This window comes from Paenibacillus macquariensis (assembly GCF_900156375.1).
In the GTDB taxonomy this organism is placed as follows: Bacteria; Bacillota; Bacilli; order Paenibacillales; family Paenibacillaceae; genus Paenibacillus_AQ; species Paenibacillus_AQ macquariensis.
On record NZ_FTNK01000028.1, the window covers coordinates 1 to 16,298 of the forward strand.

14 protein-coding genes are annotated in these 16,298 nt (G+C 43.3%); 1 reads left to right on the forward strand and 13 read right to left on the reverse strand.

Translation table 11 applies throughout. The features are described 5' to 3' along the window. Positions 1–340, forward strand: a 340-nt coding sequence (locus BW961_RS26835; RefSeq protein WP_139331763.1) for an IS3 family transposase, incomplete at its 5' end; no start/stop codon positions are given. A 79-nt stretch (positions 341–419) separates the two neighbouring features. Here the strand turns inward: BW961_RS26835 and BW961_RS26840 are convergent. The 13 genes from BW961_RS26840 to BW961_RS26895 all read right to left on the reverse strand — a co-directional run bounded on the left by BW961_RS26840 (position 420) and on the right by BW961_RS26895 (position 16,159). Then, positions 420–1,409 carry an SPFH domain-containing protein gene (locus BW961_RS26840; protein ID WP_068592169.1) on the reverse strand — a complete coding sequence of 330 codons (990 nt, stop codon included), beginning with the start codon at positions 1,407–1,409 and terminating at the stop codon, positions 420–422. A gap of 21 nt (positions 1,410–1,430) precedes the next feature. Then, positions 1,431–2,216, reverse strand: a complete 786-nt coding sequence (locus BW961_RS26845; RefSeq protein WP_394327659.1) for a TPM domain-containing protein — start codon at positions 2,214–2,216, stop codon at positions 1,431–1,433. Further along, a complete protein-coding gene (locus BW961_RS26850; RefSeq protein ID WP_068592167.1) occupies positions 2,216–3,247 on the reverse strand; it encodes a TFIIB-type zinc ribbon-containing protein in 1,032 nt (343 codons plus the stop codon). The genes BW961_RS26845 and BW961_RS26850 overlap by 1 nt, the downstream gene beginning before the upstream one ends. Before the next feature lie 27 nt (positions 3,248–3,274). After that, on the reverse strand, positions 3,275–3,949 hold the full coding sequence (locus tag BW961_RS26855) for a PspA/IM30 family protein (RefSeq protein ID WP_068592166.1): 675 nt from the start codon (positions 3,947–3,949) through the stop codon (positions 3,275–3,277). A 440-nt stretch (positions 3,950–4,389) separates the two neighbouring features. Beyond that, positions 4,390–6,015, reverse strand: a complete 1,626-nt coding sequence (locus BW961_RS26860; RefSeq protein ID WP_068592165.1) for a glycoside hydrolase family 13 protein — start codon at positions 6,013–6,015, stop codon at positions 4,390–4,392. A 70-nt stretch (positions 6,016–6,085) separates the two neighbouring features. Further along, positions 6,086–6,934 (reverse strand): substrate-binding domain-containing protein, encoded by an 849-nt coding sequence (locus BW961_RS26865; RefSeq protein ID WP_342190571.1) that lies wholly within the window; start codon positions 6,932–6,934, stop codon positions 6,086–6,088. A gap of 33 nt (positions 6,935–6,967) precedes the next feature. Further along, entirely contained in the window at positions 6,968–7,087 is a 120-nt protein-coding gene (locus tag BW961_RS31790; RefSeq protein ID WP_326112658.1) for a LacI family DNA-binding transcriptional regulator, read from the reverse strand. 437 nt (positions 7,088–7,524) lie between these two features. Next, complete coding sequence (locus tag BW961_RS26870; protein ID WP_068592163.1) at positions 7,525–8,688, reverse strand: aminotransferase class I/II-fold pyridoxal phosphate-dependent enzyme; 1,164 nt, start codon at positions 8,686–8,688, stop codon at positions 7,525–7,527. Beyond that, the gene (locus tag BW961_RS26875; protein ID WP_068592161.1) at positions 8,678–9,619 is read right to left on the reverse strand and encodes a D-alanine--D-alanine ligase; all 942 of its coding nucleotides are present in this window, start codon (positions 9,617–9,619) and stop codon (positions 8,678–8,680) included. The genes BW961_RS26870 and BW961_RS26875 overlap by 11 nt, the downstream gene beginning before the upstream one ends. Positions 9,620–9,632: 13 nt before the next feature. After that, a complete protein-coding gene (locus tag BW961_RS26880; RefSeq protein ID WP_068592159.1) occupies positions 9,633–11,084 on the reverse strand; it encodes an aminotransferase-like domain-containing protein in 1,452 nt (483 codons plus the stop codon). A 294-nt stretch (positions 11,085–11,378) separates the two neighbouring features. After that, positions 11,379–12,530, reverse strand: coding sequence for a VanZ family protein (locus BW961_RS26885; RefSeq protein ID WP_068592158.1), 1,152 nt, complete (start codon positions 12,528–12,530; stop codon positions 11,379–11,381). A gap of 251 nt (positions 12,531–12,781) precedes the next feature. After that, on the reverse strand, positions 12,782–14,983 hold the full coding sequence (locus tag BW961_RS26890) for a M1 family metallopeptidase (RefSeq protein ID WP_068592156.1): 2,202 nt from the start codon (positions 14,981–14,983) through the stop codon (positions 12,782–12,784). A 516-nt stretch (positions 14,984–15,499) separates the two neighbouring features. Continuing rightward, the gene (locus BW961_RS26895; RefSeq protein ID WP_068592154.1) at positions 15,500–16,159 is read right to left on the reverse strand and encodes a TetR/AcrR family transcriptional regulator; all 660 of its coding nucleotides are present in this window, start codon (positions 16,157–16,159) and stop codon (positions 15,500–15,502) included. Between the last annotated feature and the right edge of the window lie 139 nt (positions 16,160–16,298).

The following is a 16,298-nucleotide window of genomic DNA, read 5'->3' on the forward strand; positions in this document are numbered from 1 at the left end:
ATTTGATACGGTGAAAAAGGCACGAAAACAACAGAATACCAAAGGTGTTCTACTGCATAGTGACCAAGGATTCCAGTATACATCCCGCCAATATAGTCAGCTGCTCAAACGATACAGCATCCAAGCCAGCATGTCCCGGAAAGGAAACTGTTGGGACAATGCATGTATGGAGAACTTCTTCAGTCATTTTAAAGCAGAGTGCTTCTACCTTCATGTTTTTCATTCTGTAAAGCAGGTCGAACACGCCGTTAAGCAGTACATCCATTTCTACAACCATGAACGCTTTCAAAAGAAACTAAACAACCTGAGCCCCTACGAATACAGGACTCAGGCTGCTTAAATGTTGCTTTTTGTTAATTGTCTACTTGACAGGGGTCACTTCACGTGAGCGGGTTCTTTCTTAATTCATTAACGCTTTTTTACAACTTCTGACCACAATTCGGACAGAAATTAGCCCCTTCGGTTTTTGAACCGCAATTTGGGCAGAAGTTGGGCTTTTTATGCTCTTCTGCAGAAGAGGGAGCAGCAGGCGCAGGCTGCTGCTTGTCAGCTGGAGGCTTCTGGTTTTGATTTATGTTCTTCATCATTTCATTGGCCATGTTCATGCCCATCATCATACCCGCCATGTCCGAAGCAGCACCGCCACCTTGCACTTTTCCTGAAGAAATACCGTCCGTCATGCTAACCTGTTGATACTTCTGCAGATTACCAATCATTTCGTGGGAAGCTGTTTTGGTAATCATATCTTGAATTTCTTTAGGATAATTAAAGCTCATCACTTGGAACCCTGTAATCGTCATCCCATTGTCCATGATCTGCATATCCAAATCTTCGCGAATACCTTTGGCAATATCCGAAGCGTTCGCCTGCAGATTAAACATGTCTTTTCCTTCTCTGCTGATCCATTTCATTAGTAACTGATCTAACACAGAAGTAATCCTTATTTTAATATCCTCAACAAGATAACTATTACGCATACCAGCAATCTTATCGATGAGTGTAACGTAATCGTTCACTTTGAAATTGAATGTACCGTTCGCACGAATAGGCATGCCACCCGGAAGCTGTGGAGTGGGGATTAAAATCGGATTTTGCGTTCCCCATTTGACAGTGAATTCCTTCGTATTAACGAATAAGACTTCCACCCTCATCCCACTGTTAAAGCCAAATTTAAATCCTTTTAACGTAGAAAGAAACGGGATGATGTCCGAATCAATACTGAATTCCCCTTCATCCTCAAATATCCCTTCGATCTTACCGTTATTCACGAAAATCGCGTCTTGGCCAGAGCGGATAATTAACTTACTTCCTTTTTTAACCTCGTGATTGCTCCACTTCCAAAAAATCATATCATCCCTAAATTCTTCCCATTCCACAACATTTGCAAATTGATTTTTGAAAAATCCCATTATTAAATCCCTTCCCTTCTGCTAAAATGATCCCCTACTACCACTATGCGAATGGCCACCACCGGTGGTTCCACCGCCTCCGCCGCCTGATCCGCCGCCATTATTCTTCTCGATCTTCCGTTTCGTTGTCGTTGTTCGCACGTACTGGTCCTGACGCTCTAGAATTCCCGAAGTACTGGAATCTTCGTAGGTCTGTCGATTTACCGTCACACGACCACCCGAACGATAAGCCATCATACCAACGATAACCCCTCCAATGCCCACCGAAACAGCCAATTGAAACCACCCATTAAATAATATATTGTCCGGATTCACTCCTGGGCGAAACCCCATATATCTATGCGCCGTTTGAATATATTTCTGAAATGCAAGTCTGTAATCTCCGTTCGCCAAATCAGGGCTAATCTTGTCGTTTATCTTATCCAGCCTACCCTGATCTAGGTACTCCTCACCTTTATAAAATCCTGCCAAATAGAAATCCCTATTTCTCATGTCCATCGTCAATATAACCGCATTGCCATGGGACTTATCATATCCAGGTCCCTTATCATCGTAGAAATCTTCCGTCATTTTCATGACATCTACATTATCATCGTTGTTAGAAGTATAAATAATAATGTCCGTTTCTCTCTTCGCTCCGTATTCATTAGCCATCAGGTTCAGCTCGTCATACTCTTCTTGATTCAGCAGACCCGCTTCATCATATATTAATGTCTTCAATTCTGGTGAAGCCAAGCTCATCTCCATAGGAACTGCTAGATATACTGCGATGAAGAACAGGATGGCCAAGATCGTTCTTTGCTTCATCACCATAATCCTCCTCCCATCATCAAAGCTATTAACTTCAGTGAAATGAAGGCAGCGCCAGCGATGCTAGCGAACCATGCACTTACTTTCGCTTTGCTGATCGGAGGTTTGCCAACCACCTTACCCGTCTGGCCATTCATGGCAAACGTATGCTCCGACTTATTATAGTCATAGTGTACCGCCCATACGGGAAGCAGAACATAATCCGCATGTTGTAATCTTGTATCAATTTGCTTGTTGGTGTAGCTCATGGTGGTATATCCATCCATCGCAGACTGAATATAAGAATTAATGTATGCACTCACTTTTTCTTTCGCCCGTGGGAAAAGTTCCTCGTCATTATAACTGTATTTTTCCGCAATATAGCCGGCGAGATATGGCGTTTTAAAACTTTTTAGCTGATCGTATGGAAAAGGCTCTAATTTATCCATCAGTTCATCATTCATTTTCTCAGCCGCATCGATCGGTACCTCCACATAATTCAGATCGATCTTCCGGTATACATCAAAAAACTGTGTTTCCGTATATTGATAATCGCCTCTCCTGTAGGTTCTCACCTTCGTTCCAAGACCATGAACCTCAATTTTATTATGTAATTCAAATAACCAGAAGGGCACATACAACCCCGTTATACCTTTGACTCGATCCGCTGTCATGAACCCGTTTGGCGTCAGTCGTCCATTCTTGCACCATTTCCGAAAGGCATTCATAGCTTCTTCCTTACTAATGGAAAAGGGTATGATTTTCGCCGGAGCAAGTGTCCCTTTCAGTCGATCGCCAAGTACAACCGCTGCACCACAAAAGCTACAGACCGTTGCACTCGTCTCGGCTTCCGCCATAATGATTGCTCCACAGCTATTGCAATGATACTCCACAACCTCATCTTCTGAAAAAACATTATCCCTTAGAGGATCAGGAAGTTGTTCAATATTGTCTTCCCTTCCACAGCTGTGACAAGATAACATACCTGTCTCACCATCAAAGACCATGCCACTCCCGCAATTTGGACATTTGTAATCAATAACCGACATCTACTCACCTCTATCACCAAGAAAATGTTATTCCTTATTCTTTATTTGATCTTTCATTGCATCTAACTCATCTTCTGGATTCGCATTCATACTCTTCTCTAATTGTGCGATCAGATCATCTAGATCATCCTTTGGTTCTGCTCTAAGCTCAGCTAAAGCCACAGCTTCATTATAAGCCTGATTCACTTTCTCTTCCATGGCATCGAGAACAGAACCACTTGCGCCTAAAGAGCCGCCTCTAGAATTCAATTGTTGCTGTGCTTTAGTAGCAGCTATTTTCTCCTTCAGATGGACTCTCCGTGCTTCCAACTGACCCATATCTAACACGATTTTTTCCTGCATTCGCTTCATACTCAAGGCGTTAGCGGAAGCAGCATCATAGGCGACTTGTAATTGGTTTTGTTTCTCTACCTGGATGGCCTTTCTCTCGAGGAACTTTAGAGCTTTCTCCTCATCACCTGATTCCACGGCCTTCTCAGCATAATTAAGCAGCTTTCTAATCTCAGCTCGGCATTCATCAAGTACTCTCTTCGCTCTTTGCTCATCCGCGAGCACCGAAGCTGTCTCAGCTTTGACCTTGCTCATGTCGCTGTTCAACTGCCGCATGTAATCATCAATCATTTTCTCTGGATCTTCTGCCTTATCCAACAAGGCGTTAATATTGCTTGCCATAATATCCTTAAATCTTGATAAAATCCCCATGATGGAACCTCCTCGAAAAGAGTTACATTACATATATAATACATCAGTTTACGACAAAAGTTTCATATGCTGAAAGATTACGGTAGCAATCAAAATAGTATTCCCCAGTTCACTCTTAATTAGGTTCTTATGACACTGTGACTTGTAAGTGGCTTAGATATTGGCTTCATTATACATCCGCTATGATGCTACTGCTCATGCTTATGCATAATTCGATATTGGTATACTTCGAGGTGATATCTATTAATGAACCTTAAGATGACCCATCCATGGACTAAGATTTTTTTCATATCTGTTGATTTCATTTTAGTCTGCCCTACATGCTCTTTCAACTAATTTAGTTAAACCCTAGATCCCAATAAAAAAATAGCCAACAGTATGTGACACATACTGTTGGCCTGATCGAATGAAAATGAATCGTTTTAAGGCATCATTAACGATTAGATTTTCACCGCAAAAGCTTCATAAGGATTTAAATCAAGTTGATTAAAATTAACCGATGATCTTTCATAGTTACTGATAATCACGTCGTCACTTTGTCCAAGACTCGGTAGCTCTAGAGATACCATCTCTTCCCCAAAGTTTGCTACAACCACCCATGTTTGGCCTTCGTAACGTCTTAAATACATAAAGACTTGCTCAGGAACGTCCGTTACTAACTCAAAGTCGCCCCATACGACAATTGGATTCTCTTTTCTTAACCGAATTAATTGTTGATAGCAGAAAAAGATAGAATTCGGATTATTCAAGTTGGCTGCCACATTAATGTCACTTGAATTCGGATTGACATGTAGCCAAGGGGTTCCCGTTGTAAATCCGGCATTTTCTGTATCGTCCCATTGCATTGGCGTTCGAGCGTTATCGCGCCCTTTTACGTTAATAGAAGCGAGAATGTCTTCTTTCTTATAACCATTCGCCAAGCGTTCATGGTACATATTCACACTTTCAATGTCGTTAATCTCACTAATGTCGCTAACAGGGTAATTGGTCATCCCGATTTCTTCACCTTGATAGATGTAAGGCGTGCCCTTCATTAAGTGAAGTAGGATAGCGAACATTTTTGCACTTTCGGTATGATAAGTGGAATCATTTCCCCAGCGAGATACAATTCTAGGAAGATCATGATTGTTCCAGAACAGACTATTCCATCCCTCATCGCCCAATGCCGTTTGCCACTTACTTAGGATGTTTTTCAATTCGCTAACGGGTAAAGGTTTAAGGTCCCATTTCTCTCTACCTTCTTGCTGATCTAGAGAAACGTGTTCAAATTGGAAGACCATAGACAACTCATTACGTTTAGGATCAGAATACAATTTAGCAATTTCGGGCGTTGCTCCCCAAGTCTCTCCCACTGTCAATACATCATGTTTCCCGAAGGTCTCCCGGTGCATATCTTGCAAATATTCATGCAATTTCGGACCATTCCCGGTGATTTCCTGATCTGGAATTTTACCCACCAAATCAATAACGTCCATACGGAAACCACCAACACCTTTATCCAGCCAAAAATTCATCATGTTCCACACTTCTTGTCTAACCTTTTCATTCTCCCAGTTAAGGTCCGGCTGTCTTTTGCTGAACAGATGCAAGAAATATTGACCGCTTGCTTCGTCATATTGCCAAGCAGAACCACTGAAAATGGACCCAAGTGAGTTAGGAACTCCACCATTTACCGGATCTCGCCAGATATAATAGTCTCGATATGGGTTGTCCTTACTTTTACTGGACTCGATAAACCACTTATGTTCATCTGAAGTATGATTTACAACTAGATCCATAATAATCTTGATGTTTCGCACTTTAGCCTGCTTAATCAGTTCATCCATATCATCCATCGTGCCAAACTCTGTCATAATCGCTTGATAATCACTAATATCATAGCCATTGTCATCGTTAGGTGATTGATAGACCGGACTGAGCCAAATCGCCGTAATCCCCAATCGTTCCAAGTAACCCAATCGCTCAATAATACCTTTCAAATCACCAACACCATCACCGTCACTATCTTGGAAACTTCGCGGATAGACCTGATAGATCACCGCTGTTTGCCACCATTTCGTCTTCATTAAATCCACTCCTCTATATTTTATTTATTTAGGTTACGTAAACGTTTACGTAAATATCCGAAGCAATCTATCACTTGGGCCGAACTGTCTGTCTCTCTACAATGTGATGACTCACAATGGTGCTAGAAACATCTTGTGATTTCTCAATTAAAGCAATCAATTTATCCGAAGCAAGACGTCCCATTTGAGCAAGAGGTTGATGAACCGTCGTTAATGGAGGAAAGGTTATTTGGGCTATGGTCAAATCATCATACCCAATAATGGATAGATCATCGGGAATTTTCATCCCCTTTGCAAAGACTGCTCCCATAGCCCCAATAGCCATTTCGTCACTCGCTGCAAACAAGGCTGTGAAAGGTGGAGCATCTGCTAGTAACAACTCCATCGCTTTTCGACCACTTTCCCAACGAAAATCACCATAAGCCACTCTAGATTCTAAGAACTGAATGTCATGATCCTCCAGAGCCTGACGGTAACCTTCTACACGAGTTCCAGCAACTCTATCCCCCAAAGTTCCACTGATCATTGCAATTTCTCGATGTCCATTCTGAATAAGATAATTTGTTGCTTGATAAGCCGCTTGCCAATCATCAACTTTAACGTAAGGAATCATATGTTTGTGGGACTGCGTGTTAACAAGTACCACCGGCACCCCCATTTCTTTCAGAGCCTGATAATACTCATCCTTCAGAACCTCACTAGTAAACACGACTCCATCCACTTGTTTTTCGCGAAGGACCTGCAAATATTTCATTGTCCTTTTGCCCTCTTCGGCCGTATTGCACACAATGACACTGAACCCTTTCTCATGAGCAACTTCCTCAATGCCGTGCAGTATGTCCGACGAGAAGCCACTAGAAACATCCGGAAATAGAACACCGATGGTCTGCGTTCGTTTATTAACGAGTCCCCGTGCAATTGCATTCGGATGATATCCAAGCTCTTCAACGGCTTAAAGTACCTTAAGTTTGGTTTTATTCGAGTACCCTGAAAGATTATGTAGTACCCGGGATACTGTGGCCACAGATACATTAGCTGCCTTTGCTACATCTTTAATTGTCGGAACATTCATAAATTTATCCTCGTTATTCTTTACGTTAATGAATGGAGTAAACGTTTAACCAAAATTATAAATATCACGTCCTATTTTGTCAACGGGTCCATAAATGATACTAGCGCTACCCTATCAGCGAAGTTTAAAGCCTACTTTTATCATTAATCCACTTGTAAACCTCACACTAAATCACCCATATTATTGAGCAAAAATTCTGGTATATCAAATAACATCAATCCCTTTAAACAGGGCCTAGATTAAAGAGACTATAGAGTAGCTTGAGCTACTTTATAGTCTTTGTTCGTCTTATTTATTTCAATTCATCAAGACATGTTGTTCTTCTTAAAGGTTGAACAATCTTGCATCTATGCATAATGCCTGCCATTACAGCCATCTTGATGCCCATCCCCACTTCTTCTGCTACAGATTATAGGAGAAATGCAACTACCTTACAATTATACTTTCGCCTTCATGAAGCTCTCCATCCGCTCCAGCGCCAGTGATAATTTCTGCGTGGATACAGAGTAGGAGCAGCGGATATGCCCCTCTCCCCCTGCACCAAACACATGCCCGGGCACGACGGCAACACCTGATTCCTTCAATAACTGCAAAGCAAACGTCTCGGAGTCGAGCCCCGTGTGAGCGATACTCGGAAACGCATAGAATGCCCCTTCCGGTACATGGCAAGGCATCCCTATCGAACGGAAACCGTTCACCACTAGCTCCCGGCGCTGCCGATACACTTCTCTCATCTCATTCATAGCCTCAAGACCATGGCGCAGGGATTCTATCGCAGCAATCTGTCCCAGCACCGGAGCACACATGGCAGTATATTGATGGATCTTCAGCATTGCCGCCAGCAGATCGCGGTGACCGCAGGCATATCCGATTCTCCAGCCGGTCATTGCGAACGCTTTGGAAAAGCCGCTGAGTACAATGGTTCTCTCCTGCATCCCCGGTAGCGAGGCAATGCTGACATGCTTCCGGTCATAGGTCAGCTCGGCATAGACTTCATCAGAGATGACCAGCAGATTGTTCTCCTTAACGATGTCGGCAATCGGTTGCCAGTCCTCGGCAGTCATGATCGCTCCCGTCGGATTGTTCGGATAATTCAGCATCAGCAGCTTTGAACGCGGGGTAATCGCCCGTTGCAAGGCCTCAGCGGTCAGCTTGAACCCACCCTCCGCTCTCGCTTCCACCTCCACTACTGTACCGCCGTTTAGATAGCCGATCGGCGAATAAGCGATATAACTGGGAGATGGCAGAAGAAGTTCATCGCCCGGAGCGGTGAATGCCCGGAGCGCCAGATCCAGCGCTTCGCTACTGCCTACAGTGACGAGCACTTCGCTAGCAGGATCGTAGCGCAGATTGAAATTTTTATGCAAATAATCAGCAATTCCCTCTCTAAGTTCAGGTAAACCCGCATTCGGCGTATAGCTCGTTGCTCCTTGCCTCAGTGCCTGCACGCATGCTTCCCTGATGTGTTCTGGGGTGACAAAATCCGGCTCACCTACGCCTAGCGAGATAATATCCTCACTGCCTGCACTGAGGTCGAAGAAAGCACGTATCCCGGAAGGCGGAATATCCCGAACGCGCGGAGCAATCCAATCATTCAACATGAACCGGCACCCCCTTGTTCTTGCTGCGTTCCGTCAGGGAGCAGCTGATAATTCGATCCAGTAATGCGCTGAACGATAGTCCTGCTGCGGCACTACTTTTGGGAAGAAGACTCGTTGAAGTCATCCCAGGCAGCGTATTGACCTCCAGTACATACGGATCACCATCCAACAACAGAATATCGACCCGGGCATACACACTGCACTTCAATGCTTTGTAACAGGTCATTGCTGCCCTCCGTACCGACTGCTCTAGCTCCGGTGGCAGGGTCAATACCACCTCATCCGCTCCACCTTCCTCATACTTGGCACTGTAATCGAACCATTCCGAAGACGCCGAAGTGATCCCTACTACAGGCAGGAGTTCCCCATCCAGAATAGAGCAGGTGATCTCTTGGCCCACGATATACCGTTCAATCAGGATCGACTGATCAGTGTCACTCATAAAAGCCTTCAACACCGCGCTGTGCAACCCCTGTTCATCGTTCACCTTTTCCATCCCGATACTGGAACCACCTGAATTCGGCTTCACCATCACCGGATACCCCAACCGTTCAACGGCTTCCGGCGAATAGTCATCCAAGCTGTCCCAGCATAGCCAGTCGGGCGTGTAGACCCCTTCATAACGGAGGATTTTTTTGGACAGATCCTTATTCATGCACAGGCTGCTCGCCAGTACGCCGCTTCCTGTATACGGTATGCCCAGTGTCTCCAACATCCCCTGTATCGTTCCGTCCTCACCATAAGCCCCATGAAGAGCCAACAGAGCAAAGTCAAGCCCCTTTACCTTCTCCACAAGTTCCTCCGGCTTATTGAATACAACTGGAATCACCTCATATTGATTACGGTCCAGATGATTCATCATTTCTTTGCCCGTGTTCAGCGACACCTCAATTTCAGACGAAATGCCCCCCATAATTACGCCAACCTTCATCATCAGCACTCCTTCATCCCATTAGTTTGTGCGCTGTTTGGCCAATAACCTCGATCCCCTTGCGGATATCCTCATCCGCCACTCTGGAGAATCCCAGCCGCATCGTATGCTGCCCGCCGCCATCGGTATAGAACATCTCTCCTGCCGTAAAAATAACCCCTTGATCACGACACGCCGCAAGTAATTCTCTCGTGTTAAATCCCTCGGCAAATGCCACGAATAAATGAAGTCCCCCATCGCCCGTCAATGTTTGGTAAGGAACATGCTGCTTGCAGCATTCCAAGGTCAGCTCATACTTCCGTTTATATTCCGCTCTCGCCTTTTTCAAATATTTCTCCAGATTGCCGTTGTACAAATATTGATAGAGAATCGATTGATCCAAAGTTGAAGTATGAATTGTCTGTGCCCGCTTGATACTCTCTAGGTAATAGATCAGTTCCTGATCAGCTAAGACCCAGCCTACCCGAAGGCCGGGGAACAAGACTTTGGAGAAGCTTCCGAGATAAATCACACTGTTGCCTGCACCGGCCGTTGCAATCAGCGGAGATACATGCGACCCCGAATAACGCAGCTCTTCATTAAAGCCATCCTCGATGACCGGAATATCGTATCCCGCCATCAGCTTCATCAGGCCCTGTCTTTTCTCAGGAGACATGACAATCCCGGTCGGATTATGGTACGAAGGCACGAAGTAGGCACAATCGTACTCTCCCTCATTCAACGCCTTCTCCAACTCTCCCAGGTGAATGCCATCCCGCTCCATGGGAATACCCTTGATCCCGAAGCCGTGCAGCTTGAGATTCTTGATCGCCGTATGATGCGTGGGATTCTCGGTCAGAACATGACCACTCTTCCGGTTCAGGGCGGACAGCACGATATTAAAACCCTCCGTAAAGCCATTGGTGATCAGAATATCTTTACCCTTCATATCCACGCCCTTGTGCTCCATATATTGGTGCAAATAATCAATCAACGGCTTGTAGCCCTTGGCATAGCCGTAGTTCAGCAGGACATTTCCTTCTACTGCCATACGATCCATAAAGGCCCGCTTTACATTGTCGAGGTCGAACAACCCCTCATCAGGCGCAATACTGGTAAAAGAAATCGTCCCCTTCTCCGCACGGATACCGTGCTTCATAATATCCAGCTCTTCGGCAAGCAAGGCGTGCCCATTCAAATGCGCTTTCCAATCCATAATTCGAGACGAGACCTTAAGCGTGCCAGGTGCAGAAGGGGACACGTAGTTCCCTTGACCTTTAACGGCGTAGACAAACCCGTCGTCCTCCAGCCCCTCATAAGCGGCGATTACCGAGTTGCGACTAACCTGCAGCAGCACACCCATTTCACGTGTGGACGGGAGCTTCTGCTTACCTTGCAGCGCGCCTTTTATAATTAAATGCTTCATATAGTCTTTGACTTGTATATATACCGGTCGTCCTGCAATGAGCTTGAAATCCTTAAACATTCATCATCGCCCCCATAGCTATCATGGCACAGTCAGCAGGGTAAAAAAAGAACCACGACCCCGGATTTTTCATCCAGTCGTGGTTCTTAGGGGCTTATCCTCTTATATTATTGGTGTTATCTGGAGCAGTTAAAAATGTCGCCCTCTGTGTGATGGGCAGCTCCTGGGGACTACGTCCGGGAGCGCGGGCGGTAACGAAATAGTACATAAGAGTTAGAATAATACTTTTTAGGTTTGCATATACGCCCTAATCATTTAATCCCTTTCCATTGAGAAATTTGAGACATCCTCTTGCTACATTTTTTTTCTGGTAGTATATAAATCAGAGGCTTCATCAAAGTAGAAGCGACGTTTTTCTTTGCCAAACATGACTAACATAACATGGATGAACAACACCATCGACAAAATCATAAAGATTATTCCAGCACCTAGCGTTAGGAATATAGATGCCTTATAAAATGGAGAGTCCATTGATAGTTCCACGTTATTCAATGTATTTGCTATTACTGTTGTGAAGTACATAGCGTAAATAGCACCAAAACGTTTAAATAATCGCTTGTTTGTTTCAGCTCTACTTACTTTACTGTCATAGCGATAGCGCATAATTTTAGTACCTATTGTATATCCGTTCCAAATCCATGGAATAATAAAAAATGCTACAAATAGTGCAATTGTATTCGCAATAAATTCACTAACCTCATTAACATTTGTCATTTTCAACACAACTTTAACTACCTTGTCACTGATGAATAAATCAATAATAACAGCCAGCAACACAGACATCCCTCTTACTTGGTCAAGAGCTAATAATCTTTCTGCCTTCTCATTAATTTTCTTTTTTGATGGGAATAACGCTAACACAGCTGGAGCGATAAAGAAGCCCACTACCCCACCAGTAGTATTCAACATTAAATCATCCACATCAAAAATGCGATAAGCGCAATTATAAATTCCGTAAATACCAGTTACCTGTGTTACCTCATAGAATAATGTTAATAAGAACGTGATTCCCAGAGCTTTCTTCCAATATTTTTTACTTTGAAAAAAGTATCTCAAATAAACGCCAAAAGGTAATAATAGCAAGAAATTGAAAAAAGCTTGATAGAATGAGGGTTGATTAAATAACAGTCTATACGTTCCAGGCTGTGATAAAACGATACTACTACTATCAAAGGTGTTTACCACAAATCGAAATGGCAAAAGTGAATAATGCTGTGTATCAGGTTTTTGTAGCGAACAAGTATCGCGTATTTCAGGCAACGGCAACAATACTAAAAATAACGCTGATAAAAAGTAGAAGATAAATGAAAATGAGATTAGCGTGGTAGAAAGTGGAAGATAATTGTATTTTCTATATGTATAAATGAGCCAAGGGATAAATAAGACAAATACTAAAACAACAAAAAAGATAGCTGCCACATTGATTGGTTCAGTATATGCTGACATTTTTTCTCCCTCCTTCATAGCATGTTCATATCACTTCATAGCGCACTTCTCTTTAAATATACTTGGTTGTACAATACATTTTTTGAACTTTAATATTACTCCCTTATTATTTACACCAAAATTATATTTATCCTACGGTAACACTTTCACATACTCGATTGTGGAATCCTAGGGATCATTCATATACGCCATTACCCGGAAAAACCACCAATTTATTTTTTGGTGGTTTTTCTAAGACTGCCAGTGATTTATTATTCCGCAAATAGTTTCGCCAACGGATTTTCAACCTTTTGTTCACTGTTGATCTTGCCTGTGTTATTCATCACATAATATTGATAGAAATGGCTTGAAAAACTCAATGATTCCGATGCTTTAGCCATAAATGAATCTGTAGTTCGATCACTCAATTGGTCCCCTGTCCAAAAATAATGCAGCATGAGACGATTCTGGTTATACGGATGTTTGATAATGTAGGCTCCGGATTGATTAGACTTATTCATGATATCCCGCCATTTAAAACCGATGGTATCAGCACGTTTGATGATGCTGGACTTCAAGGCTTGTACGAATCCATTCGCATCCGGTTCGCCGATGACAATCACATTGCTGTCCCCCAGCTCTTTCTTAAGTTCGTTTTTCAATACTTGACGTTCCGTTATAACGGTTGGCTTTATCCCGGATATCTGTAAGAAGCCTTGAATCTGGCTGAGCAGCTGATCTTGCTGTTTTGTTGCTTTGTCCGATGTCAAACGGTCGCTCAAGATAATCGTTAGCGGCTCGCCCTGCAACGTTTTATCGAAAATTCGGCTCATCGTTTCAAACGGTACCGCTGGAAACTGGGCAAACACCGAATGGTATATTGATTTAAATTGCTCGTGCATATAAGCAGCTTCCTCGTCCGCCGTTAGACGATATTCAGGCTTCAAAGAATAATTCGGGTTGCGCAGATCCACTTCCCAATCATCCCTGACCTTTTTGCCCGCTTTGTTCTCAATGATTTGCAGTAGTCCGTCGATTGTTGCATTTTTGTATACATACTGGTTAAAATATGTCTGCATCAACTCATCAAACTTCTCTTCGCCAAGCGTACGATACAACTCATAGATGGCTTGACGGCCTTTTTTATAAAAAATGGCGTCGGGAGAATCTCCAACCTTATCATTGGTCGCATCAAGCGGACTATCTAACGATACTTCATCGAATTGAATCACTTTGAATCCATTTAACGGATTTCCTTGTTTCTCATAGAAATAAACCATAGAGAAATCTGCAAATCCTTCATCCAGAAATGATTCCGTCTCGGAATTATTTCCAATTAATGCATGGAACCATTGATGCGCAATTTCATGGACAAATGCTGAATGGTTTGAAATATCTGGCTGACCCTGGATCAAGCCCATCTGAATCATTCGCGAAAATTCAACAGCGAGCCCTTCAACGTACGATTCAACAATTCTGAACTCCGGATAAGGATATTTACCATATTTTTCGCTGAAGAAGTTACTGACTTTAAACGCTTGATCAATATATTGATCGATAATCTGTTTTTTGTCTTTCTGGTTGTCAAAGTAATAGTATTGTATGGTCAGACCATCACGTGTAACACTTTCTACTTTAAAATCCGGACTCGCGAAGAAGACAAATTCTCTCGTATTATTCGCAGTGGCCGTTACCATCTTACGTCCTGCTTCGGCATCCTGTACGGTCAGTGTTCCAGGCATGGAAACTTGGTAATCTGCGGGTACATTCATGGTTACCTGGTAATCCGCAGCATCATAATAATCGGATTCAAATGTAGTACTGTAAGGAGTTTTGTCCCACGTATGATCTGCAGGGTCATAGACCGAAAGCACAGGGAACCAATGAGCGCCGTTGATGATATTTTTGTAGTGGGACAACCGCTGCGAGCCATAAGGAATGTTCACGTCAAATTCAAGCTCCAGTGTGATGGATTGCCCGGGCTGCAATGCTTGTCCCAATACAACCGTAAGTGCCTGATTCGTATTATCGAACTTCAAGGGTTGACCTAACGACTTCACATTGTTAATATCAATGCCGCCCAGGAAATCCTCAGGTTTCTTATCCGGATTCTCCTTCTTCATTCGTTCATTTGAATTTTCGAACAAACTCGACTGTGTTTCCTTTGAACGGTTTGCATCTGCAAAGGTGTGAAATACAATATTGTCCAGTGTATCCTTCGTGTTGTTCCGATAGGTCACGGTTTCTGTACCGTGAATCGTCATCTTCTTCTCATCAAGCCTGGCGTCTACTTGATAGCGCGCAAGCTGATGAACAGCCGCATCTGCTTCTACTAATGAATCGTTCTGAAGCGTTGGCTTCGCCGCCATCACTACTCCTGTCCCGAAAACAGGGCCAGCGCTCAACGCGATAACAAGACTGCCTGCAATTATGCACTTCGGTAGTGTAGTATTCCAATGTTTAAGTTTATTCATGTTGCTCCTCCTAATTATACGTTCCTAATCATGATCGTAGATCTTCGAATGTGTACAAAGATTAGTATAAAGCTCTTACCTTACACCAGTTTTATTGAAACCTTACATTAACCTTAAAAAGGAATCGCTTATAGTTTCAGATTGAAGTGCTTCCCTTGATCAGTTTTATTTGTTGCACCAAAACCCGTTTTTTTTTTTTGTTATGCACCTCAAAATCTCACAATCTAAGTGGTTCGAATCTACTCAGTAACTTTCCCCTTTAACAAGATCGGATATCCGCCATGGAATCTGGGTAAACGTCAAATAGCCCCCCATCTTTCAAAAATTGGGGGGCTATTTGACGTTTACGGAAGAGCACAGTATTTGAATCTACCGTTAACACTGCAAGTATGATTCCCCTAGAGATGCCATAAAGACACACAATCATGCCATTTCAAAAAATGGAATTTGGCTTAGTGGTGACACTCAGATCTATCAGTAATAGCTGTGTGACTTGTCGATCAGATCGCTTCCCCTTTAGGTGTTATGATCTGGCAACAACGAGCTGACAATCAAAGACAACGTTTGCCTGTATACCGCATGGGCCGATTGTATATCTCCCAAATGTCCACCAAAGTAAAGATGAATAACGCCGTGGAGCGAGGCCCAGAATATACGTATAACGGATTCCGTGTCATACTGGTCGGGAATCAGTCCTTTTTCTTGCGCATTGCTAATCACAGTCAATAATTGCCGCATGGCTGTTACGGTGCCATGCATACTCTCCTCGTCCGGCTTGAAATCTGAGAAAGCTCCTCCGAACATCAGCTTATAATAACTGGAGTAACGCTGCCCAAATTGCCAAAAGGTCTCTCCTAAGTTCAGCATTTGCTGTGCCGGATCAGCAGCTTGTGGCGTTCCCTCGAATTCATTAGCGAGAAGCTTACAACCGTCCAGATACAACTGCTGAGCCAAGCCCTCTTTATTGACAAACAAGCTATAAATGATTTTTGTCGAGCAACCCATTTTCTGCGATACTTTACGCACAGTAACGGCTTCCGGCCCCTCTTCTTGCAAGAGAGTTGCCGCAGCTTCAACAACGAACTTGCGGAGATTTTCAATATTTTGCAAGCGAGCTTCTTGGTAAGTGTTCAACTTTCGTGTGTTCGCATTGGAGGAGATATCTTGCTCGCTCATAATCATCACCTTCGGTTATCATATTTTCGTCAGGAAACAAAGTTTCTTGCTCTCTTATCAGGAATTTTATACAGATGTTAGGCAGTTGTCAAAGAGACGTTGGATGTTCAAAAATCATATTGACATGCTAAAAAAGATT